The sequence below is a fragment of the Microvirga brassicacearum genome (assembly GCF_008757455.1).
Taxonomy (GTDB): domain Bacteria; phylum Pseudomonadota; class Alphaproteobacteria; order Rhizobiales; family Beijerinckiaceae; genus Microvirga; species Microvirga brassicacearum.
Genome location: NZ_VCMV01000050.1, coordinates 1 through 19850 on the forward strand (window position 1 = coordinate 1; position 19850 = coordinate 19850).

Sequence of the window (19850 nt, forward strand, 5' to 3'; positions counted from 1 at the left end):
TTTGAAAAAGGCCTTTGACCTTCTCACGCGAGCCGCGACAGCAGGCTACGTGCCCGCGCAGACCGATCTCGGTGTGACCCATGCCCTTGGTCTTGGAACAAAGGCCGATCCCGCCAAAGCGGCATTCTGGTACGGGAAGGCCGCCGACCAGGGCGAGGTTATTGCTCGAACGAACCTCGCTCGCATGAAGGAGCTTGGAAACGGCATCCCAAAAGACGAGAAAGGTGCCGTCGAGCTGTACGAGAAGGCGCTCAAGGATGGCCGGGCGCAGTATTATCTCGGGAAAATGTATCAGGAGGGTCGCGGTGTTAAGGCCGATCCCCTTTTAGCCTTGATGTTCATCAGAAAAGCAGCGGACGAGAGTAACATCTCGCAGGCACAGAACGATGTCGGTGTCTTCTACCAGCTAGGCGAGGGTGTCGCCCGGGACTACGTAATAGCGATGGGATACTTCTTGAGGTCGGCCGATAACGGCGGGACGTTAGCCTACGACAACATCGGCCTTATGCATTACGAAGGTCTGGGTGTTCCTGTTGATTATCAAAAAGCCCTCAGTAATTTCATGATTGCGGCTCGTAAAGGAATTCCGAAAAGCATCTACGGCGTTGGCGTGATGCACATGTACGGACAGGGAACGCTTCAAAACGACGACGAGGCATACTTCTGGTTCGCGTTGGCCAATTCGCAAGCGCGCAAGAACATGCACTCGGAATTTCCCTTGGGAACGATCATGGATGACAGCGCCCACAATATGAGAGTGCAGGAGGAAAAAATGAGCAAGAAACGGATCAACGGGCTAAAAGCAAGAGCTGAGAAATGGTCACCATCTCAGTAGGCGAACTTGCAGACATCCTCCCGCAAACTTGGGGCCTGCACGTCAACGTCTAGGCAGTTTCATTCGGCCCCTTTGAATTTCCTTTTGCCCGCATCCGCAACACTAGGAACATGCAAGTGACTTTTCGCAAGATTGCATCCGCTGCACTTCTAACGGTGGTCGCTTTTCCAGCGTTGGCCTCTGAGAAGGTGCTGGTAAAGGCACGCGAAGTAATCCTGCGACACGGGCTACTGACCGCGGAAGAGTTGCGCTGTTCGTCCATCGAAGTGGTGAGGTCCTCCATGCCTCTCGCGAACCTCACAGTGCGCGAGAGGCATGGAGGAAAGTGCGGCGGTGATCCGCAGACAGCTCCGCGGCGCTTTGATCTGTGGATCGATTTGGCAACGGGAGCCGCTCAATGGGACAACAACCCGGAAATGGACATGCAGCCTGTACCCCGCTCACGATGAGAGCCTAGCCAAAGGCCGGGCGAATCCTGACGGGCAACATTGGTGTTCCTGTCGAACTGGCTTGAGTGGTCCATATGTCATCACATGACAAATCCGGGATCGAACGACCCATGACGATGGTGCGGGTTGAATCGGGTCTCTATGCCTTTATCGCCGTAAACGGCGATGTCCAGATCGGTTGGTGTCGTCGCGTTCCAGAGGGCTGGTGCGTTGAGGATATGGACTGCAATCGCCTCATGGCGCCTTTTCCCACCAAGTCCGATGCCGAGAAAGCTGGATACAAAGCACTCGCGCACGAATCAGGCGCTTCAAACCCCGGCTGGTGACATCCCAGTTCGCAGGTGAAGCGCCGAGCGAATTGGTCGAGCTGGCGCAGCAGCGGCGTGCTCAACGGCTCCACCGTCTGGAGCAGTCTGCTGATCCGACCGATCTGCGTGCCCATCGCGGTTTCGACTGTCACGCCCGTGGCCTGGCCGGCCGCCACCAGTGTGCCCGAAAACGCCATGTCCCGCCGGTCCCGCAAGTCGGCCTCCGCGGGAACGGGTGCCTCGTCATTCTCGGCCGCCACCGACTCGCCCGTGAGTAGGGCCTCGTCGATCAGTAGGCGGCGCGCGCGAAGCAAGCGCAGGTCCGCTGGAACCCGGTCACCGGCCTCGAGGAAGACGATATCGCCCGGCACGAGATCGCGCACGGCGATCTTCGTGCGTTGGCCGCCGCGAAGGACGAAGGCGTTGGGTGCGATCATGCCGCGGAGCGGTGAGCGCCTGCTCGGCCCTGCCTTCCTGGATGAAACCCACGATGGCATTGACGATCACGACCGCGACGATCACGGCGGCGTCGACGAGGTGACCCAGCAGGAAATGCCGCGACAGCGGCGACGAGCAGGAAATGGATCAGGACGTTGTTGAACTGCGCCAGAAACCGCACGAGCGCCGGGCGTCCCGCTGCGGCGGGAAGCTCGTTCGGGCCGTGGGTGGACAGACGCGTTGCCGCCTCGCCGTTGAAGCGTCCCTCAGTTGAGATCTCGAGCGTCGAAAGGACCTCTTGCAGGGATTGGCTATGCCATGGCCGTTTGCGCTGCGAGATCATCGCCCGCGATGACCAGGCTGGCCCTCGAGCGGGGAGCGACTTCGTTGCCTATCGACAGCATCCTCCGGCTCGACTGACGGGAATAAAAGATCGACAACCGTCCCGATACCCGGTTCGCTCGCAATAGTGACGTGACCGCCAACCATCCTCGTGAACGCATGCACCTGCGGCAGCCCTATCCCGGTACCCTTTTCGCCCTTGGTCGTGAAGAACGGATCAAAGACGGTTCGTAGCACCTCCGGACGCATGCCGTGGCCGTGGTCCTTGACGCGGATGCGAACATAAACGCCCGGCCCGGGTGGATCCGGGGTTGCCGTACTCTGCACCCATCGCTCCGTAATGATTTGAACCTCACCGCCACTCGGCATGGCATCGCGCGCGTTGGTGACGACATTGAGGACCGCGGCATCGAACAGTGCGGGATCAACGAGACAGATCGGGAGATTAGGTGCGAGGTCGAACTTGATGCGGATTCCTGGTCCGACGCCATGCTTCAGGAACGGTTCAAAAACACTGAGAAACTCATTCACGTTGCCGGCCTCGGCTACGAGCTTCTGGTGCTGCGCGAAAGCGAGAAGTTGCGAGATCAATGTGCTCCCTCGGCTGATTTCCTTGCGCGCCTCACCAAGGTAGGCACGCACCCTCTCGGGTTCGTCGGCTCTCCCTTCCGCAAGTCTCAGGGCGGACTCGATCACTGCCAGGAGATTCCTGAAATCGTGGGCGATCCCCCCGGTCATCTCCCCGAGCGCCGTCAGGCTTTGCGTGGCGCGCGACCGCCTCTCCGATGCGATTTCGGATTCAAGCGACACTCCCTGCGGATGCCCTTCTTGTTGTTGCTCTCCCGATGACGGAACCAGGTCTTCTTCATGAAGCGAATTGCGTGACATCAAGATCGCCTTTGCTCATTTCGAGAAAAGTCCGTGTTGCGCGACGAGCGGGATTATCCGCCGACGTCATGCGATCATGGGACAATGGCTGTCTTCCTTCGCTCCAGGAGGTTTGGACAACGGATGGACATGGACATCGCGGCCGGAATGCTTCTTGAGGATGGTGATTGCGCGCTTTTCAGCGTCGGGATCATCCGCCCGCACCCACAACAACAAACCGCCATGATCGATCTGCTCCTGAAGATAATTCGCGTGGTGTTCGCCGACCCATTTGGCAAGGACCGAACCAACGAGGCCGCCGACGCCTCCGACCAACGCTGCGCCGGCGATGGTTGCCGCGAGCGTGCCACCGGAGGCGACAACGGCGCCTATAGCGGCAGTGGCCCCGACATATGTGAGTCCACCGATTAATCCACCTTCTAGGTCACCGATCGCCTCCATCGAAACATAGGCCGAACGTGGGACGTTGGGGTCGTCAGCCAGCACTTCGACCTTCCGGTATCGGTGACCGAGCTTTTCCTCCACTATCTGCTCTCCAGCGAGCAGACTTAGTGCGGCACGATCAAATCCTGAACTAAGCAATTCATCGATGCCGTCCTGGAGATGCTCCGGGTCATCAAAGATACCAACCGCTTCTCGAGCTTCTTGATTCGCCGACTGGACCAACATTGCGACCTCCTGAAATTAGAACGTGGTACGCCAATCGCCGATATCTCATGTACTTGCTCTATTGATGCGCCAGAATCAGCTCCCTTAATTCGACTGCATCATTATGTTCTTCGTCATGAGCGGAATACACCAGCGTGATCGAACCTTGCCGTGCAAGGAACCGCAACCGATCGAGCAGGTCGGGTTTCTGAAGCACCTCCCGAGCATACCGATCGCGGAACTCCTGCCAGCGGGCGGGGTCGTGCGCGAACCACTTGCGAAGCCGCGTGCTGGGTGCGATGTCCTTCATCCAGATGTCCAACGCGGCGAATTCTTTGGAAACCCCACGGGGCCAAAGTCGGTCAACCAATATTCGGACTCCGTCATCATCGGCTGGCGGTTCGTAGGCCCGCTTCAGCCTGACGTTGTCAGCCGGAATTCTTGTGCTCATCGCGAATCACCACGGGCTGTCCGTGCGGACTTTCCTACTTCTGAACGCTTTCGTGACGCCTCCTATTTCGATTTTTATTCCCGTACCATTCCCGTACCCGACCACAATCGACTGCGTCCTATTTTCTCGGGCTGTCCTTTTGGACGCAGGGGATGAAACTCAGCGGCACGGGTCTTACATAAGGGTTGAGCATGGTTCGCTTGTCTCGTTGGAATCGGGCTCGCGTACTTCTTAACGAATAAGGAGGCCTTTCATGAAACTCGAGAAGCCAATGGGCGTCATAACGGTCAAGAGTGCGAATGTTGATCTTGGACAGGCGCTGCCACATCATGTTCGGGAGAGCGTATCTCACTTGGTTGGGAAGTACTTCGGCGACGAATTGATGGCTGCTCCTGTTTATTTCGGCCGAGAAGGACAACAATTCCGCTGCACCGTTAACTTGCAGATTGGCTCGTTGAAGATGATTTCCGCAGGCGGGCTTGGCAGTGATTGTTATCAGGCGTTCAACATCGCAATGGAAAAGGCAGCCAAGCAAGCGCGACGCATGAAGCGAGAAGTGAGGGAAAATCGCGCTCGCCGCCGCCCAAACAAGACGACCGTTTTCTTGGACGGTGCGCAACTCTAGACGGACTCGCTGCGGAAGGCGCGTCGATCGCATCCGTGTGACCGAAAGCGGTATTCGAGTCAGATAAGTGATCTGCCTTACTGGCGACCACGGATTGGGCATTACGTAGCGAAGGCAGGTACAACCCGCTGTCCCGGGACAACCAGATGTTCTGGAACAGTGCCAATAAGTTTTGATCATTCTCTCGAGAGCGATATAGGTTGACGGAGGACATGGCCGATCTCCTAGAAGCCTCGACGACGGCTGCATGACGGCTTACGGCTTGGTCCGAATGACCGATTGGGTCGATAGCGACTGAACCTGCTCGCATACCTATGCATGGCCAGCCCTTTTTTTCTCGGCAAGCTGCCCAGCTATTTTGGCACGTCGCTCAAATATTCGGCAAACGAATTTGTATAGATGTTAAAATCAAAAATATTGTATTCGGCAGGCGGGTAACCCTCCCGAGGTTTCTTTCGCTTTAGCAAATTCCAGCACCGAGGTCGCGAAGTACTTGTAACCGGCAGGACCTTCAAATTTTCCTCCGAACAAGGTGACTTGATGCGGGCCTTCCGAGCGCGGCACTCGCGAGATCATCGTTCGGTTCAGCGCGATTGATTGGCTTGCCGCTTACTTACAAGCGATGAGGAGCTTTCCACCGTCCGAACAAAATTTCTGCTTGATAGAACCAAACAAATTCGTTTGCCGCGTCGGGATGTTCATGGAACTCTCCTCGGCGGTGAAGTGAAAGTTGACTTGCGGATGGGATTTTCCTGATCAGCAGCACGCGTCGCAACGGATATTCAGGTTTGACGACCTGGGTAATTTTTCGTCTCCTGCTCAAGAGGCCGACCATGGGAACTCCCAGGCTGTTGCCACGCACGGATGTCAAGAACTCCACCAATCCGGATTTCGCGAAGGGCGTTCACTTCAACGAGCTTGAGGATGGCGGGATCCTCGCAGGTCACGTCGGGGGCGAGAAAGTGCTTCTCGTGCGGCACGGGGAGGAAGTGTTTGCGATCGGCGCGTCATGCACGCATTACGGAGCGCCTCTCAAGGACGGGTTGCTCGTAGGCGTCACCATCCGTTGTCCCTGGCATCATGCCTCCTTCTGCCTTCGTACGGGCGAAGCAATTCGCGCTCCGGCGTTAGCTCCCCTAACTTGTTGGCGGATCAACCGTCGGGGGAACGTCCTCTATGTAACCGAGAAGATCGAAAACGCCGCGCGAGGACGCGCTCAGCCCTCCTCGATCGCGCTACGGTCCGTCGTCATCGTCGGCGGGGGTGCTGCGGGAAATGCCGCAGCGGAAATGCTGCGCCGTAAAGGCTATGTCGGCCGCCTTACCATGCTCAGTGCCGACGATTCCGCCCCCTGTGACAGGCCGAATTTGTCTAAGGGTTTTCTTGCCGGAACGGCGTCGGACGCGTCCAATGCGCTAAGATCGTTGGAGTTCTACAAGGAGCGCGAGATCGATTTGAAGCTGAACGCGCGGGTCGCTGCGATCGACCCGACCGCCAACGAAGTACGACTCGTGGATGGGACCAGCTTTTACTACGATGCGCTCCTCCTTGCCACCGGTGCCGACCCGGTGCGACTGGAGGTGCCCGGTTCCAACCTTCCTCACGTTCACTACCTGCGCACACTGACGGACGGCCGCGCGCTTGTCGCCAAGGCTCTCGTGGCCCGGCAAGCCGTAGTGATCGGCGCCAGCTTTATTGGCCTTGAAGTAACAGCATCGCTTCGGGCGCGCGGGATTGCGGTGCACATCGTCGCCCCGGACGCCATCCCAATGGAGAAAGTTTTGGGGCCGGACATCGGAACGTTTGTCCGCAGCCTGCATGAGGACCATGGCGTAACCTTCCATCTCGAGACGACCGTCAGGACTATCGACGGCGAAGGCGTGACATTGGAGAGCGGAGAAAGGCTCGATGCCGACCTCATAGTGGTGGGAATCGGTGTCCGGCCGGCCATCACGCTGGCCGAGCAAGCAGGTCTCAGGATCGATCGGGGCGTCCTGGTGGACGAGTACCTGCAAACAAGCGCACCCGGAATCTTTGCCGCCGGAGACATTGCGCGCTGGCCAGATCGGCTCAGCAACGAGAATATTCGCGTCGAGCATTGGGTTGTGGCGGAACGACAGGGCCAGACCGCGGCGCGGAATATCTTAGGCATGCGCGAACCTTTCGATTGTGTGCCATTCTTCTGGACTGAGCAATATGATTTCAGCCTTGGATATATCGGCCATGCCGAGAAATGGGAAACGGCTGTTATCAAAGGCCAGATTGCGGAGAGAGATTGCGCGATCACGTTTCGGCGCGGCGGCGTCGATTGCGCCGTAGCCGTCGTCCACCGTGACCTGGAAGGACTACGCGCAGAGGTCCTCTTCGAGGAAATGATGGGCATTTCGCACCCGGTTGCGGAGCCTCGCGAAAGGACCTCGGCGGACCCATGCTGAGCAATCGAGAAAAAGACCCAGACGAGGTCGCGCTTGCGGCGGTCCGAGAAACCGAGAAGCTGCGGCTCGCCGCCATCCGCGCCAACGATACGAACGTTATGGAAGTCATTCTGGATGAGAAGTTCATTTACATCAGTGCCAGAGGACAGATCTTTGACAAGCGAACCTACATCACCGCCGTGCATTCCCATGGTTTGACCTATTCCGATGATGTCGATCTGACTGAAACAGGTTACCGGGCAGATGGCGACTTGGTCATTCTGGTCGGGCAAATGCGAGGGCACGCCCGCATTGAAGGAGAACAGGACGTTTATAACCACAGGAATATGCGTGTTTGGAGAAAGAGAGGGCGCGAATGGAAACTCCTCGCATGGCAGTCTTCGGAGATGCTGGGCGGATAGCCTTAGGTCCCCAGCTCACTCCGACCGGCGAAAGCGTGCCATCTGTGCGCTAAGTCTACTTCAGTACATGACCATGGTCTTCTCGCGAGGATTTCCAGACTTGACGGATGAAGAAGTTGAAATCGTAGCGCTGGAGCTAGCCAAAGTGGGCGGGCTGTCGTGGTACCCGGGACGGGAGAAAGGGGTCCTCTTGAGAGCCGTAACGGAACGCTATCGGGATCAGGCCCGCGCCGCAATCGCTGCCTTTGATCGGTGCAAATCCAAGAAGGCAAAGCCGAACATCGTCCAGAAGATCGAGGCCATACGGTTAGACGTCCCGTCGTCCTGTGCTTGATCATGGTGGTTTAGTCATCAATAGTTCCAGTCAGTGTGCTGCAAAACGAGGTTGGAATGCCGCCCCGTGAAGTTGAGCAACCGATGTCACCAACATTCGGAATGGTCCTTTATCGCACAGCCTTAACAGCACTTGCGAAAGCCTCCCTCGTGGTGATGATCTGCACGATATTGGACGGTATGGGCGGCCAGGCCCCCGGGACCGGTTTGCGGGTGGCGGTCCTTGCCTTCGGCCTCGTTGGAGCCGTGGCGCAAGGCCGCGGGATGAGGGCCGAGCGGGAAGCGGCGTACGAACAAGCGGCTGAGCTTTATGCTGTCGCCCTCGTGAACTACTTCATCTGCTATGTCTCCTCTTTGGCTCACGGCGCCCTACGGGAGATGGGCGGCTCCTGACAAGTGACGCGCCTCGCGTGGGTACGGATTGATAAGCACAAGCCCGCTGCGCCGACCACGTTGGCGAAGTGCCATCATAGGCGCTATGCCGAGCCGGCTATCGCGTGCTCGCGTGTGAAACGGAGCGAAGCCCAGCCAAGGCGGAGCTCCGGGAGCGGGTCAACCAAAGGAGAAAGTCCTGGACGCGCTCTCTGCAATCCTTGAAGCAGCCGTTGGCCTTCACTCCTCGAGGCGATAGTGGATCGACTGAAATCGTATTTTATCATCTTCAATCACAAAGCTGTCTGCTCCGTCCGCCGCGTTGAAACGTGACGAATGGCCCCGCCAAATAAGAAGAGCGTAGGGACCGCTTACCTTTCTGGCTATGAACTCGAACGTCCCATCGGGAAGCTGTTCATTGAGTCGGCCGGCAGACATCCTGATAGCGTCGTGTCCGCGCGCATTGGAGTTCACAGTCAGGAGAACGACATCGTCGGCGTAGTTACGGCGAAGATCCTCTTCGAGGTGACCGGTGATTCGCAGTCTCAGGTGATCCTCAAAGACGTCCGCTGCTGACCTCTTCATTCTATGCTCCACTCAATGGCTCGAGCTGACAGTACGCCGCTCAACATTCAATCTTGCAGGAGGAAGGTTCCGCGAGCCTGACGCCGGGCCGCGGCTACGGCAAAGCCGAGAATGACAAGCAGGAATCCACCGCCGAAAGAGTATCTTGCGTAGACTCCGGACCTGGTGTGGCCGCCGACGTAGTCGGACCACATGACACGCAAGTGACCTTCAGGGACTCCTGCCAACGGAAAATCCGTATCGCCCACGTGGAGCTCCAGGCGGGCCCCATCCCGGGAGGTGGTCATCACATGCACGGGGATTCCCGCGGCGACGATCCGGCCGTTCGCGCTGATATTGCCGAGAGCGAAGACCGCGACATTGGACTGAATGGGAGGCAAGCGTGAGGAGCCAATGCCGCTGCGGCCGTGGTGCCACACGTCATAGCCGATGCCGGACCATGTGGTGAATCGGCCTTGGGGGTCTGTGACCATCGGTTCAACGGCGCGGATTTCATACACGGTCCCGTCCGGGCTGTTGACCGTCGCATCAATGTCGACTCGGTCATGCGGTGGCAACGGTGTCCTGTGGGTGTTCCGGTTTTCGACGCTCATGCGTAGCGTGGCTGTCGTGGTGATCGCCTCGCCTTCAAAAGGGGTCCCCTTCTCGAGATTCCCGGACCCGGTCGAGCTTACGGTTGCCTGGTTGGCTTCAGGTCCGGTGTAAAGGGCTGCCACCGCTCCCAGGGCCGCCAATGCGAGGGTGCCCGCAAGGACACTCCCGATCCCCGCTCGCCCGAGAGGGTTTGTAGGTTGTTGTTGATGCCTTCGACGCCACCGACCGGCAGCCAGATAGGCAAGGCTCGCGACGATCAGGGTGATGGGAAGGATCACGAGGAATTCCTCCCGGTATGACAGCCAATGAACGACGGCCGGGGGCGGGTCCTCGGCAAGAAGGCGGACGGGGTCGTTCGGAAGACCCACTGGGGCGAGATAATGGCTGTACGTGGTGAGAAGAAAGCCCATCATGATGCCACCGCCGACCGCGGCGGTGCGGTCAGTGCCCGCCACCATCCACCAAGCCAGAGTGAAGGGAAAAGCAACGGCTAGCCGCACCACGAACCAAGTGATCCCGGGAAATTCTTGCAGCACTAAGGCTTGTATCAGCCCGAGCACGATCACTACGCCCGCCGCCGTCACCAGCGCCAGCACCGCTTCGGCTGCCAATGAAGACGATGGCTGAACTGACCGAAACGCAACCGCTGCGGATCGGCGCCGCCATAACCACAAACCGGCGACATAGCCAAGGTAATAGACGCTGAAATGCACTGGTAACCCGGTCACCCAGGTGTGTTCGAGATCGAGCCACTCGGGTTGCGACGGGAGCCCGATGGGCGACAACGACCAGTAATAGTAGTGAGAAGGAGGATGTGGACCGCGGTGATCAGCGCGCCGCGGGCCAGTCCCGTTCCGAGCAATGCGGTGCCGAGGCCGAACACCGTCGCCATGAGGAGTGTGTCGGTGACCCAATACGTCCAATAGGGATCGTTGCCCCAGATCATCGCGTGGCCAATGGCAGCGTCGACCGAAAATCGCGAGCAGCGAAACCAGCGCGCTGAACTTGACGAGGTCGGCAAGAGACCGCACGTCCCTGCGATGATCCGGAATGGAGCCGGCGGGTCGTGGGCGCGATGGAGCATCTTCCACGTTGATTGGACACTCTTCTGGCGTCTGATCGATTGACATCGGTTTACCCCGCTGTTTGCCAAAATAGATCGGCTGCATACGGCTTATTCAGTAGGACCTGCGACTCAGAAAGGTGACGCTTCTCTCTCGCGGAGATACCAGACGATTACAGATTTGTGAGAATCCTAGCGCGTCTTCTTGGGCAAGGACCTTTCACCATAAGGTATGTTGACTTGGCCTAACCGAAATCAAACAAAATAAATTGCGCATTGAATCCAAAGAAATTGCGGTCGATTAGGCAATGTTCCGAGCGCATTTATGAAGCACTCAATAAGCTTGCGATGATTGTCCGCGGCGCTATGTCGGTAGCCCAAAACCGACTATCTCGCGCTCGCGTCTGAAACGGTGTGAAGTCCGGCTAAGGCGGGTCCGACAATGGTCATATCCGCATTGGCCGAATGCACCGCGTATACCGGATATGAGAACTGAGGCATTTCGGGAACAAGGTGGAGCGCACCAGTCCCCAAATGAGCCTGGACCGCGCTCATCCTGAAGTAACCCGAACCGCCGGCCGAAAGAACGTAGCTCAGCGCGAGCGGACCTAGATCTACAAAGAGATCCGGTGCCACGTCGGGAAAATTCATACCGTGCTGTAGTGTGAAATCCGGCCCCCAGTCGATATACAGATAGTCCGTGCCGTCCATGAAGCGTGTGTCGGGGTCGCTTGTCACGAGAACCAGCTTTTCTTCCAACAGCAGGTCGATCTTCAGCCCCGGCAGATGCTGGGGTGCATACATGATCGCGATGTCGACCATTCCGGATGCCACCTGCTTGATTAGGTCCTGTGGAACATCGACGTGAACGCGAAGACTGATGTCGGAAAGCGAGCCGCGCATCCATCTCACCCAGTTAACAAGGAGCGGTTGCCACAAACTCACCTCGCTTCCAACCGTCATGGCGGCGCGGCGACCCGGCGGCACCGCAACTTGCTGGAGCGTACGCTGCCACAATTGAACGTACATTGGTGCGTGACGCAGGAATTGTTCGCCAGCCGGAGTCAGGGAAGCACCGCCTTTATGACGAACGAAGAGTTGACGTCCGAGTTGTTGCTCCAGATTTCGAATTCGGGCGCTCACGGTGGTCTGACCGACATTTAGCCGTTCGGAGGCCCTGACAAAACTTCCGGTCGAAACGATTTCGAGAAAGGTCCGGGCGAGTTCGATGTCCATTTGAGGCATGACATGAAAATTGCGTTCAAATGTCAATGAAATTAGAATAATCGCTAGGAAACTACCTCGGAATCCCTTGTGATGGCAGAAAGCGAGTCACTTAGGGCGCGCGAAGGACGGGGCATCCCAAATGGATCCTGGACCAAGGCATCGTTCGGACATCCATCACAAGGTTCGAACTGCGCCGAACGGGATTGAGTCGGTGAGCAAAGATAATGAATTGATCCTGCAATGTTTTTCAATTGTCACTTATCCATCCTGAGCGCACCTTAAGGCGGAGGCGCGGAGAGCGGCATACCACAAGCCCGCTGTCGGCCAGTAGGAGGTGGGGATGCTGACCGCCGCGGACATCATGACAAGTGCCGTCGTCACAGTAAATCCCGACACATCAATCCACGAGATCGCTGCGTTACTCCGGGAGCATCACATCAGCGGTGTTCCGGTAGTTGGAGAAGGAGACCGCGTGCTCGGGATTGTCAGCGAGGGCGATCTGATCGGGCACGCCAAAATAGCAGGAGAACAACGCCATTCCTGGTGGCACGGGTTTTTCACCAATCCCACGGCCTTGGCCCAGCACTATGCAAAATCCCACGGACGGACTGCGGGCGACGTCATGACCACGGACGTGGTCACGGTTCAGGAGGCCACGTCCGTCGCCGATACGGCCCACATCCTGGCGCGGAATGGGATCAGACGCGTACCTGTCGTGCGAGATGGGAAGCTCGTCGGCATCGTGAGCCGCAGCAACCTGATTGGAGTCTTGGCCACAACTGACGTGTCGAAGCCGATGAGCATCGCCGACCGCACGATTCGGCAGCAGTTGAGCGATGAGCTGGACGCGCAGCCCTGGGCACATCTTCTTGCCAAGAATATTGTCGTCGAGAACGGCGTTGTTCACCTGTTCGGCCTTGTTCAATCGGAAGAGGAACGGAACGCGGTCCGTCTCGCTGCGAAAAACGTGCCGGGTGTGAGGGCGGTGGAGGATCATCTTATGGTGATGAGTCCCGACTTCTACAGTTTCTGAAAGCCCGAAAGCGAGCTCGACCGGAGACGGGTCGGGTGTCGGTTCGCGCCGGAACAATGAGGAGCCTTAAGCGGCAATGCGCGAGCAGAAGCACTCTGGGAACCTTTAGGCCTGTTTCCCATCCAATGGTGAATGGCCGCGTGGTCATGGTCGAAGATCGGAGGGATCATGATCCGCTCGGTCGCTTATCGGAAGGCAGCCCTCGCCGGCATGGCGGGTGCGGTCGTATGGGAGATAATCGCGCGGGCGCTGATTTGGTCGGGGGTTCCGTTCTTCGATATCGTAAATTCGCTCGGATCCGTGGTTCTACCGCATGCAAGCCCATGGGCATCGTGGGCAGTAGGCTTTGTGTTGCATCTGGTCGTCGGCGCGATCTGGGCGGTCTTCTACGCGTACTTCTTTTGGTCCGTCCTTCCGCTGCGCCCGATCTTCCAAGGCCTGGCCTTCGCCTTCGTGCCGCTGCCTCTGGCAGTCTTCGTCATGCGTCCGCAACTGGATCTGATGAACCCGCTCGTCCTAACCGGGGCCATGCCTTGGTCAGGCCTGTTCGGATTAGACGGCGGCGTTCTCGTATTGGCATCCATCATCATCGGTCATTTCATCTGGGGCGCGGTGCTCGGCGCGCTCTATACCCATCCGGTTGGTTTCCCGACAAACCGTCCGCTCCATCTCCGGGTAGCGCGAGGCGTATCAGGTTCCGCTCCACGCAACCCTACCGGAGCCTCGGTCGACCGCTTCATGTTCGCCACCGGCATCGAGTGCAGCTATCCAACTCTCGAGGGCGGGCGCTGGCGCATGGATCAGATGGCGGCCTGCGGGCACTATCGCCGTTGGCGAACCGACCTCGAGCTCGTGCGGGATCTAGGTCTCCGCTACTTGCGCTACGGTCCTCCGCTGCACCTCATTCATCAGGGTTCGGGAAAGTACGACTGGAGCTTCCTTGACGAGGTCGCGGATGGAATGCAGCGGCTCGGCATCGTGCCGATCATGGATCTGTGCCATTTCGGGCTCCCCGATTGGCTACAGAACTTCCAGAACCCGGAGGTTCCCCACGCGCTGGCGGAGTATGCGCGAGCCTTCGCACGTCGCTATCCGTGGGTGCGGTTCTACACGCCCGTGAACGAAATGTACGTCTGCGCAAAGCTCAGCGCCCTCGAAGGCCTCTGGAACGAGCAATGTCGGGATGAGCGCGCCTTCGTGACTGCCGTCCGGCACCTGGCCAAGGCCAATGTGCTGATGATGCAAGCGATTGCGGAGGAGCGGCCGGAGGCCGTGTTCGTCAACAGCGAGAGCGGCGAGTTCTACCAGCCCTGTTGTCCTGATCCCGAGATCCGGCGCATCGCGGCTTTCGAGAACGAGCGGCGGTTCCTGCCGCTCGATCTACTCTACGCCCGTCCCGTGCACGAAAGCACACGCGCCTATCTTTCCGAGCACGGCATGCCACCGCAGGAATACGCCTGGTTCATGGCCCAAGACGTTCGCTCGCGCGCGATCCTTGGAGTCGATTACTACGAGTGGAACGAGAAGCTCATCGACAGCCAAGGGGACGCGCAAGCACTCGGCGAGCTGTTCGGATGGTACGCCATCGCCGGCCAGTACTACGAGCGGTATCGGCGCCCGATGATGCATACGGAGACCAACCGCATGGATGCCCGCGACGGCCCGCGCTGGCTTTGGCGGCAGTGGCACAACGTCCAACTCATCCGCCATACCGGTGTGCCCGTCGTGGGGTTCACCTGGTACTCGCTCACCGATCAGGTCGATTGGGACATCGCCCTGCGGGAGGCACTGGGCAACGTCAACCCGGTTGGCCTGTTCGATCTCAATCGCGATCCAAGGACGGTCGGCCTGGCCTACAAGCACCTCGTCCGTCTTTTCGAGGCCGAGATGGGCCAGGATCCGTCGATCGATACCGTGCTGCACGAGGCACGGCGCGACAGCAACAACAGGAGAGGCTCCTATGTTGAGCATGCTGCAAGCTCATGGACTTAATGCCGGTCCGACCCAACGACCATTGCTGGCCGGGACAATCACGGGCTTAATTGCAACCGTACCGGCCCTGATCGTCTTGCTCCTGTTTGGTTCTCTCGAAGCTCCCGTTCACGCGACAGGCTCGTCGTTCCCGATCGCTATCGTCGTTTGTGGCGGACTGTTCCTCGTAGACGGTATTCTCTACGGCTGGCTATTCCAGCGCGCCGCCAATGATATCCAGGGCGGCTGGCTCTTCGGGTTGGCATTTGGGTTCGTGCTTTGGATGATTGGGCCCGTTCCGCTTCTGCAATGGCTGCCGGACGAACCGATCCTGCGTGGCTATCCGGCAGCGGGGCTGCTGCTCGCGCAATTGCTCTGGGGATTGTCGCTCGGGGTCACATTCCCGTTCGTGCACCGCCGGCTTCATGTAGGGGTCGATGACCTGCACTCCGGCAATGGCCGTACCGGCCCCGAGGCGGCGGTCGCACAAAGGATGTTCAGATGACTTCCGCAGTTGAGGAGCAGGAAACGAACGTTTGCGGGTTCACGCATTTCGACGGCGTGCCGGCCCTGCTCGATAGCGCTCACCGAGGCGAACGGCCCGTGGCGGTCGTCACCGGTGCCTCCGCGGGAGTGGGACGCGCGACTGCTATTGCCTTCGCTCGTAAGGGCTGGGCTGTCGCCATGATCGCTCGCGGCGAGTATGGACTCGATGCAGCGAGGCAAGAGGTTGAACAAGCTGGCGGCCGTGCGTTGGTGATCCGCGCTGATGTTGCCGATCCGGCGGCCATCGACGCTGCCGGCGACAGGATCGTTGCCGAATGGGACCGCATCGACGTCTGGGTAAACAACGCCATGGCGACGGTGTTCGCGCCTGCGGCCGAGACCACGCCCGCCGAGTTCAGGCGCGTCACCGAGGTCACCTATCTGGGGCAGGTGCATGGCACGCTGAGCGCCCTGAAGCACATGCGAAAGCAGGGCGACGGTACGATCGTCCAAGTCGGCTCCGCTCTCGCTTATCGATCGATCCCGCTTCAATCCGCTTATTGCGCGGCCAAGGCGGCGGCGCGGGGTTTCACGGACTCCTTGCGCACTGAGCTCATCCATGAGGGAAGCCGGATCCGCGTATCGATGGTCCACCTGCCCGCGATAAACACCCCGCAATTCGACTGGGCACGAAGTCGCCTCCCCCGCCGCCTACAGCCGGTCCCGCCCATTTATGATCCGGAGGTGGCGGCAAGGGCGATCTTGAGAGCCGCCGGTAAGGCTCCCCGGGAGCTGTGGGTGGGGTCGCCGACCATCCAGGCGATCCTGGGAATGATGGTCGCGCCGGGCTTGCTGGACCGCCTGATCGCCCGGCGCGCTTGGGACGGCCAAATGACGGGCGAGTCCGCGGATCCCAGATCGGGTAATCTCTTCCAGCCGGTGGCGGATAACGCAAACCTCCCGGGTCGTTTTATCGGAATGTCCAAAGCTCGCGCGATCACCGCCTCAGCGTCGTCGGTGCGGGGCCTCGCCGGCCTTTCGGTCGTGGGGCTTGTCATTGCGGCGGCGACGCTAGTGCCTGTCTTTCATCGGCTGAGAAAACGTTCATTGAGAGGGAGAGAGTTATGCTGACAGAGAACACTACCCACAGGCCAAACCCGAAGACCACCGCGAGCATCGCCGGGCACCCGCTCCATCCGATGCTGATTCCGTTCCCTGTAGCCTTCCTGGTGGCTACTTTTGTGTGCGATCTGCTCTTCTGGAACACTGGCAACACCGGGTGGAGCACCGCGTCCCTCTACCTCCTCGGCGCTGCTTTGGTGATGGCCGCGCTCGCCGCCGTTGCCGGCCTGACGGACTTCCTGGGAGACAAGCGCATCCGCAACCTGTCCGCGGCCTGGCACCACATGATTGGGAACGTGGTCGTTGTCCTCCTCTCGTTGTGGAACTGGTATCGCCGCTACGAGGCCGGAGATGCAGCCGTGCTGCCGACGGGACTTCTCATCTCGCTGCTCGTTGTTCTCATCCTGCTCTACACGGGCTGGCGCGGGTGGGAGATGGTCTATCGACACCGTGTCGGTGTTTCGGACCCAACGACCTGACGGGGCTTGAAAGCTATCTCCGAGCTCGCGCAGCCGCCGCTAGCGCAATGCCGAGGGCCAGTGCGCCCAATCCGGCCACAACAAAAGAATGCAACGTTCCAGTGGTGTAAAGACTGACCCGCCGCGAACTTTGAAACCGCGACCGCACTTCGCCGCTAAACCCTGCCTCAAAAAGGTTGTTCTTGGCCTCGCGGCGACGGCTCGTGTCTTTCATCAGCGGAATAAAAGCGGCTGAGATCCGGTCCATCAGATGCGGAGTGTGTGCCGCGCCGATGATTTGCAAAAAACCCACACCGCCAACTGTGATCTCGCGCCGTTGGTGCGTGACGGCGTGGAGAATCACGTCGGCTACAAGTTCCGGCGCATAGGTGGGCGGCGGAGACTTCACGGCACAGTCGAAATGGTTGGCAGCGTGCTCAGGAAGCGGGGAGGCTATACCACTCGGTTTGATCAGCGTGACAGATACCGGAGCCCGCTCGGCGATGAGTTCGATGCGCAAAGAATCGATGAAGCCCTTTACCGCATGCTTCGATGCGGCATATGCGCCAAGAATCGGTGTACCAATATCTGACGCTACGGAGCCGATTGTGATGAAGGCTCCGCCGTATTTCTTCAGATGTGGAATGGCTGCCGCCGCGCCGTTGACCACGCCCCAATAGTTGGTGCGGAAAAGTCGCGCGTGCTCTTGTATTGGTGTATCCAGCAGCTTGGCATAAATCGCTACGCCGGCGATATTAACCCACGCGTCGAAGCCGTCGAACCTGGCGATGGCTTGCTGCGCAGCAGCCCTCAATGCCGCCGCATCGCCGACATCCGCAACAGCAAACGCAGCCTCATAACCTCGGGCTGTAAGATCGTGGCAGATCCGCGCCAACGCTGCCTCGTTGCGCGAGACCAGGAACACCCTAGCACCAGCTTCCGCCGCTTGGCGCGCAGTCGCCAAGCCAATACCTGAGGAGGCGCCCGTGATGACGATCGTTTGATCCCGAATGGGTTTCAGATTCAGGCGCAATGGCTATGCTCCGGCATGTTCCTCAAACAAGTCTCCTAAATGAATTGCGTTCCTCCAAGGTGGAAACCGTGACGTCTCCCGTGAATTCGCGGGAGAGAATATCCCGTGATCCAGGGGAGTGAATGGGACCGTCGGACTTCAGCGGGGTAGACAATTCCCAAACGCGCTTGCTCACCACGCCCACGCCATCGTCGGGCAGGCAATACTACTGATGCGGCTCCGGAACATGCGCCGACTTCGGATAGACCAGTACGCCATTTGGCATCTGGTGTGCGGCCGAGGTCAGACGCGCAGGTTCAATCCTTCCCCTGCCCATGATGTGAAAGACCGTCTCACCGGCCGTCACCAGATAATCCGCTATGATGCGGCGGTGGCAGCGCCACCAGACCGCCTCGGCGCACATGATGGCACAGCAGGATCCGTGACCAAGGTGCCGTAATGTCCTGAAAGCGCCCTGAAACTCATCGGTCGCCGTGTAGTCCGCGTAGTTCCGGAAGCTTGCGTTGTTCCAAAAAGTGTTCAGGGACGCGATCGCCGTTTGCTGACGTTCACGCAAACCGCCGAGCGCCGCCATGTGTTGGTACTCGATCCCGAGCGGAGCAAGCTCGTGAGGCAGGCTTTCCCTGTTGTACTGAGCATTTGTCCGCGACCTGGGGATCGATCGAACATCGACCAAAAGCTTCACATTGACGCCGCGCAGCAGCGCGGTGAAGTCACCGAGTTTTCGCGTCGAGTGTCCGATGGTGAAGAAAGGCAACATTGCCGGGCTACCCGCGGGGCGTAACTTTTTCCATTTCCTCGATCGCCAGCAGGGAATGTGCGTAAGCGCCGCCCGCCCGCATCTCGGCTGAAACCCAGATCGCTTCCATGATCTCCTCCCGCGTCGCGCCTTGGCGCATGGCAATCTTGGTATGACCTCTGATGCAATACGGGCACTGCGTAACGTGCGCCACCGCCACGGCAATCAACTGCTTTGTTTTGGATGGCAGTGCGCCTTCGGCAAAAACCGTTTCACCAAAGACGCGAAAGGCATCGTGCACCTCCGGCGCGAATTGTTTTCGTCTGTCTGCCAGTTCCTTCGAGGGAAGACTATAGAGAGAATCGGTCATAGCGTTTTTCTCCGCGTTTCCGCCGTACCAGTTGCGGCGACATCATGAGCATTATCGGGCTCGTCCGCAGGGTTCCTGGAAACGCGCCACCGCGAGTTTAACAAAGCTTCGACGAAGTTCTGAGGTGCGTTAACTTTTGATATCTGATGTCGGAACAAAACGAATATCCGAGCATCAGATTCATGTGAGGTGAGGTTATCTCCATGAGCAACGCATCCGGACGTGGCAAGCTTCCCAGAATAGTGGTTTGCGAGGTCGAACGCGAGCGTCTGATGCGTTTGGCTCATGCGGCCTCGGCGGAGATGCCGGCGATCGCAGCAAGCCTGCTGAGCGAACTCGAGAGGGCGAAACTCGTATCCGGCAGCCTTCCGCCTACCATCGTCCGTATGAATTCCCGAGTCAGGTTCGCATATGACGATGGCGAGAAACGGGAGGCGAAGCTCGTCTATCCGGATGAGGCGGATGTCGCGGAGAACTGGATTTCGGTGTTGACGCCTATCGGTGCGGCCCTCATCGGGTTGACACAGGGCCAGACGATTCCCTGGTCGGGTTACGACGGGCAAATCCATCTTCTCACTGTCCTGCATGTGGATCCGCCCGCGGAATAAACGCATCTGAGGACTGTCGTTGCCGCAGAACCTCGT

The 19850-nt window shown here is 58.9% G+C and carries 23 protein-coding genes and 1 pseudogene; 12 read left to right on the top strand and 12 right to left on the bottom strand.

Annotated features, from left to right (window positions below):
- Positions 1-835, top strand: an 835-nt coding sequence (locus tag FEZ63_RS20475; protein ID WP_150947972.1) for a tetratricopeptide repeat protein, incomplete at its 5' end; no start/stop codon positions are given.
- 588 nt (positions 836-1423) lie between these two features.
- Here FEZ63_RS20475 and FEZ63_RS26070 read toward each other — a convergent pair.
- The gene (locus FEZ63_RS26070) at positions 1424-2029 is read right to left on the bottom strand and encodes a P-type ATPase actuator domain-containing protein (RefSeq protein WP_338042242.1); all 606 of its coding nucleotides are present in this window, start codon (positions 2027-2029) and stop codon (positions 1424-1426) included.
- Here FEZ63_RS26070 and FEZ63_RS26075 point away from each other — a divergent pair.
- Entirely contained in the window at positions 2016-2192 is a 177-nt protein-coding gene (locus FEZ63_RS26075) for a hypothetical protein (RefSeq protein ID WP_338042244.1), read from the top strand. The two genes, FEZ63_RS26070 and FEZ63_RS26075, sit on opposite strands and share 14 nt — an antisense overlap.
- A gap of 19 nt (positions 2193-2211) precedes the next feature.
- Here FEZ63_RS26075 and FEZ63_RS26080 read toward each other — a convergent pair.
- The 4 genes and pseudogenes from FEZ63_RS26080 to FEZ63_RS20495 all read right to left on the bottom strand — a co-directional run.
- Positions 2212-2373: pseudogene (locus FEZ63_RS26080) on the bottom strand (cation-transporting P-type ATPase); the annotation flags it as partial.
- Positions 2370-3260: an ATP-binding protein gene (locus FEZ63_RS20485; protein WP_150947974.1), complete on the bottom strand. Its 891-nt coding sequence runs from the start codon at positions 3258-3260 to the stop codon at positions 2370-2372. The gene FEZ63_RS20485 and the pseudogene FEZ63_RS26080, both read right to left, overlap by 4 nt.
- A 66-nt stretch (positions 3261-3326) precedes the next feature.
- On the bottom strand, positions 3327-3929 hold the full coding sequence (locus FEZ63_RS20490) for a hypothetical protein (protein WP_150947977.1): 603 nt from the start codon (positions 3927-3929) through the stop codon (positions 3327-3329).
- A gap of 58 nt (positions 3930-3987) precedes the next feature.
- Positions 3988-4359 carry a DUF488 domain-containing protein gene (locus tag FEZ63_RS20495; protein ID WP_150947979.1) on the bottom strand — a complete coding sequence of 124 codons (372 nt, stop codon included), beginning with the start codon at positions 4357-4359 and terminating at the stop codon, positions 3988-3990.
- Positions 4360-4612: 253 nt separating this feature from the next.
- Here FEZ63_RS20495 and FEZ63_RS20500 point away from each other — a divergent pair, with 253 nt between their 5' ends.
- From FEZ63_RS20500 to FEZ63_RS20520, 4 genes are all read left to right on the top strand, one after another.
- Positions 4613-4984, top strand: a complete 372-nt coding sequence (locus FEZ63_RS20500) for an HPF/RaiA family ribosome-associated protein (RefSeq protein WP_150947981.1) — start codon at positions 4613-4615, stop codon at positions 4982-4984.
- Positions 4985-5817: 833 nt separating this feature from the next.
- Positions 5818-7419 (top strand): FAD-dependent oxidoreductase, encoded by a 1602-nt coding sequence (locus FEZ63_RS20505; protein ID WP_150947983.1) that lies wholly within the window; start codon positions 5818-5820, stop codon positions 7417-7419.
- Positions 7413-7820: a nuclear transport factor 2 family protein gene (locus FEZ63_RS20510; protein ID WP_150947985.1), complete on the top strand. Its 408-nt coding sequence runs from the start codon at positions 7413-7415 to the stop codon at positions 7818-7820. Before FEZ63_RS20505 ends, FEZ63_RS20510 begins: the two co-directional genes overlap by 7 nt.
- 417 nt (positions 7821-8237) lie before the next feature.
- Positions 8238-8546, top strand: coding sequence for a hypothetical protein (locus tag FEZ63_RS20520; RefSeq protein ID WP_150947989.1), 309 nt, complete (start codon positions 8238-8240; stop codon positions 8544-8546).
- Positions 8547-8765: 219 nt separating this feature from the next.
- On the opposite strand, the gene FEZ63_RS20525 is transcribed toward FEZ63_RS20520, so the two are convergent.
- The 4 genes from FEZ63_RS20525 to FEZ63_RS20540 all read right to left on the bottom strand — a co-directional run bounded on the left by FEZ63_RS20525 (position 8766) and on the right by FEZ63_RS20540 (position 12003).
- The gene (locus FEZ63_RS20525) at positions 8766-9110 is read right to left on the bottom strand and encodes a nuclear transport factor 2 family protein (protein WP_150947991.1); all 345 of its coding nucleotides are present in this window, start codon (positions 9108-9110) and stop codon (positions 8766-8768) included.
- Between the two features lie 47 nt (positions 9111-9157).
- Positions 9158-10432, bottom strand: a complete 1275-nt coding sequence (locus FEZ63_RS20530) for a hypothetical protein (protein WP_150947993.1) — start codon at positions 10430-10432, stop codon at positions 9158-9160.
- Positions 10429-10788 (bottom strand): hypothetical protein, encoded by a 360-nt coding sequence (locus FEZ63_RS20535; protein WP_150947995.1) that lies wholly within the window; start codon positions 10786-10788, stop codon positions 10429-10431. The genes FEZ63_RS20530 and FEZ63_RS20535 overlap by 4 nt, the downstream gene beginning before the upstream one ends.
- A gap of 366 nt (positions 10789-11154) precedes the next feature.
- Positions 11155-12003 (bottom strand): LysR family transcriptional regulator, encoded by an 849-nt coding sequence (locus FEZ63_RS20540; RefSeq protein WP_150947998.1) that lies wholly within the window; start codon positions 12001-12003, stop codon positions 11155-11157.
- A gap of 331 nt (positions 12004-12334) precedes the next feature.
- On the opposite strand from FEZ63_RS20540, the gene FEZ63_RS20545 reads away from it, so the two are divergent.
- From FEZ63_RS20545 to FEZ63_RS20565, 5 genes are all read left to right on the top strand, one after another.
- Positions 12335-13027 (top strand): CBS domain-containing protein, encoded by a 693-nt coding sequence (locus tag FEZ63_RS20545; protein ID WP_150948000.1) that lies wholly within the window; start codon positions 12335-12337, stop codon positions 13025-13027.
- Positions 13028-13195: 168 nt separating this feature from the next.
- On the top strand, positions 13196-15019 hold the full coding sequence (locus tag FEZ63_RS20550; protein ID WP_244622913.1) for a family 1 glycosylhydrolase: 1824 nt from the start codon (positions 13196-13198) through the stop codon (positions 15017-15019).
- Positions 14988-15503 carry a hypothetical protein gene (locus tag FEZ63_RS20555; protein WP_201274233.1) on the top strand — a complete coding sequence of 172 codons (516 nt, stop codon included), beginning with the start codon at positions 14988-14990 and terminating at the stop codon, positions 15501-15503. The genes FEZ63_RS20550 and FEZ63_RS20555 overlap by 32 nt, the downstream gene beginning before the upstream one ends.
- A complete protein-coding gene (locus FEZ63_RS20560; protein WP_150948002.1) occupies positions 15500-16615 on the top strand; it encodes an SDR family oxidoreductase in 1116 nt (371 codons plus the stop codon). Before FEZ63_RS20555 ends, FEZ63_RS20560 begins: the two co-directional genes overlap by 4 nt.
- A complete protein-coding gene (locus FEZ63_RS20565) occupies positions 16609-17085 on the top strand; it encodes a DUF2231 domain-containing protein (protein WP_150948005.1) in 477 nt (158 codons plus the stop codon). Before FEZ63_RS20560 ends, FEZ63_RS20565 begins: the two co-directional genes overlap by 7 nt.
- Before the next feature lie 13 nt (positions 17086-17098).
- On the opposite strand, the gene FEZ63_RS20570 is transcribed toward FEZ63_RS20565, so the two are convergent.
- From FEZ63_RS20570 to FEZ63_RS20580, 3 genes are all read right to left on the bottom strand, one after another.
- Entirely contained in the window at positions 17099-18097 is a 999-nt protein-coding gene (locus FEZ63_RS20570) for an SDR family oxidoreductase (protein ID WP_150948007.1), read from the bottom strand.
- A gap of 205 nt (positions 18098-18302) precedes the next feature.
- Entirely contained in the window at positions 18303-18857 is a 555-nt protein-coding gene (locus FEZ63_RS20575; RefSeq protein WP_150948009.1) for a DUF488 domain-containing protein, read from the bottom strand.
- A 7-nt stretch (positions 18858-18864) separates the two neighbouring features.
- Positions 18865-19206 carry a carboxymuconolactone decarboxylase family protein gene (locus tag FEZ63_RS20580; RefSeq protein ID WP_150948011.1) on the bottom strand — a complete coding sequence of 114 codons (342 nt, stop codon included), beginning with the start codon at positions 19204-19206 and terminating at the stop codon, positions 18865-18867.
- A 203-nt stretch (positions 19207-19409) separates the two neighbouring features.
- Between FEZ63_RS20580 and rnk the strand changes: the two genes are divergently transcribed.
- The gene (gene rnk, locus FEZ63_RS20585; protein ID WP_150948014.1) at positions 19410-19814 is read left to right on the top strand and encodes a nucleoside diphosphate kinase regulator; all 405 of its coding nucleotides are present in this window, start codon (positions 19410-19412) and stop codon (positions 19812-19814) included.
- The last annotated feature ends 36 nt before the right edge of the window (positions 19815-19850 follow it).

What these genes read in the sequence shown, in the direction of transcription:
- FEZ63_RS26070 (WP_338042242.1), bottom strand. Translation starts at nt 2,029, where the DNA reads ATGATCGCACCCAACGCCTTCGTCCTTCGCGGCGGCCAACGCACGAAG.
- FEZ63_RS20485 (WP_150947974.1), bottom strand. Translation starts at nt 3,260, where the DNA reads ATGTCACGCAATTCGCTTCATGAAGAAGACCTGGTTCCGTCATCGGGA.
- FEZ63_RS20490 (WP_150947977.1), bottom strand. Translation starts at nt 3,929, where the DNA reads ATGTTGGTCCAGTCGGCGAATCAAGAAGCTCGAGAAGCGGTTGGTATC.
- FEZ63_RS20495 (WP_150947979.1), bottom strand. Translation starts at nt 4,359, where the DNA reads ATGAGCACAAGAATTCCGGCTGACAACGTCAGGCTGAAGCGGGCCTAC.
- FEZ63_RS20500 (WP_150947981.1), top strand. Translation starts at nt 4,613, where the DNA reads ATGAAACTCGAGAAGCCAATGGGCGTCATAACGGTCAAGAGTGCGAAT.
- FEZ63_RS20505 (WP_150947983.1), top strand. Translation starts at nt 5,818, where the DNA reads ATGGGAACTCCCAGGCTGTTGCCACGCACGGATGTCAAGAACTCCACC.
- FEZ63_RS20510 (WP_150947985.1), top strand. Translation starts at nt 7,413, where the DNA reads ATGCTGAGCAATCGAGAAAAAGACCCAGACGAGGTCGCGCTTGCGGCG.
- FEZ63_RS20520 (WP_150947989.1), top strand. Translation starts at nt 8,238, where the DNA reads ATGTCACCAACATTCGGAATGGTCCTTTATCGCACAGCCTTAACAGCA.
- FEZ63_RS20525 (WP_150947991.1), bottom strand. Translation starts at nt 9,110, where the DNA reads ATGAAGAGGTCAGCAGCGGACGTCTTTGAGGATCACCTGAGACTGCGA.
- FEZ63_RS20535 (WP_150947995.1), bottom strand. Translation starts at nt 10,788, where the DNA reads ATGCTCCATCGCGCCCACGACCCGCCGGCTCCATTCCGGATCATCGCA.
- FEZ63_RS20540 (WP_150947998.1), bottom strand. Translation starts at nt 12,003, where the DNA reads ATGGACATCGAACTCGCCCGGACCTTTCTCGAAATCGTTTCGACCGGA.
- FEZ63_RS20545 (WP_150948000.1), top strand. Translation starts at nt 12,335, where the DNA reads ATGCTGACCGCCGCGGACATCATGACAAGTGCCGTCGTCACAGTAAAT.
- FEZ63_RS20550 (WP_244622913.1), top strand. Translation starts at nt 13,196, where the DNA reads ATGATCCGCTCGGTCGCTTATCGGAAGGCAGCCCTCGCCGGCATGGCG.
- FEZ63_RS20555 (WP_201274233.1), top strand. Translation starts at nt 14,988, where the DNA reads ATGTTGAGCATGCTGCAAGCTCATGGACTTAATGCCGGTCCGACCCAA.
- FEZ63_RS20560 (WP_150948002.1), top strand. Translation starts at nt 15,500, where the DNA reads ATGACTTCCGCAGTTGAGGAGCAGGAAACGAACGTTTGCGGGTTCACG.
- FEZ63_RS20565 (WP_150948005.1), top strand. Translation starts at nt 16,609, where the DNA reads ATGCTGACAGAGAACACTACCCACAGGCCAAACCCGAAGACCACCGCG.
- FEZ63_RS20575 (WP_150948009.1), bottom strand. Translation starts at nt 18,857, where the DNA reads ATGTTGCCTTTCTTCACCATCGGACACTCGACGCGAAAACTCGGTGAC.
- FEZ63_RS20580 (WP_150948011.1), bottom strand. Translation starts at nt 19,206, where the DNA reads ATGACCGATTCTCTCTATAGTCTTCCCTCGAAGGAACTGGCAGACAGA.
- rnk (WP_150948014.1), top strand. Translation starts at nt 19,410, where the DNA reads ATGAGCAACGCATCCGGACGTGGCAAGCTTCCCAGAATAGTGGTTTGC.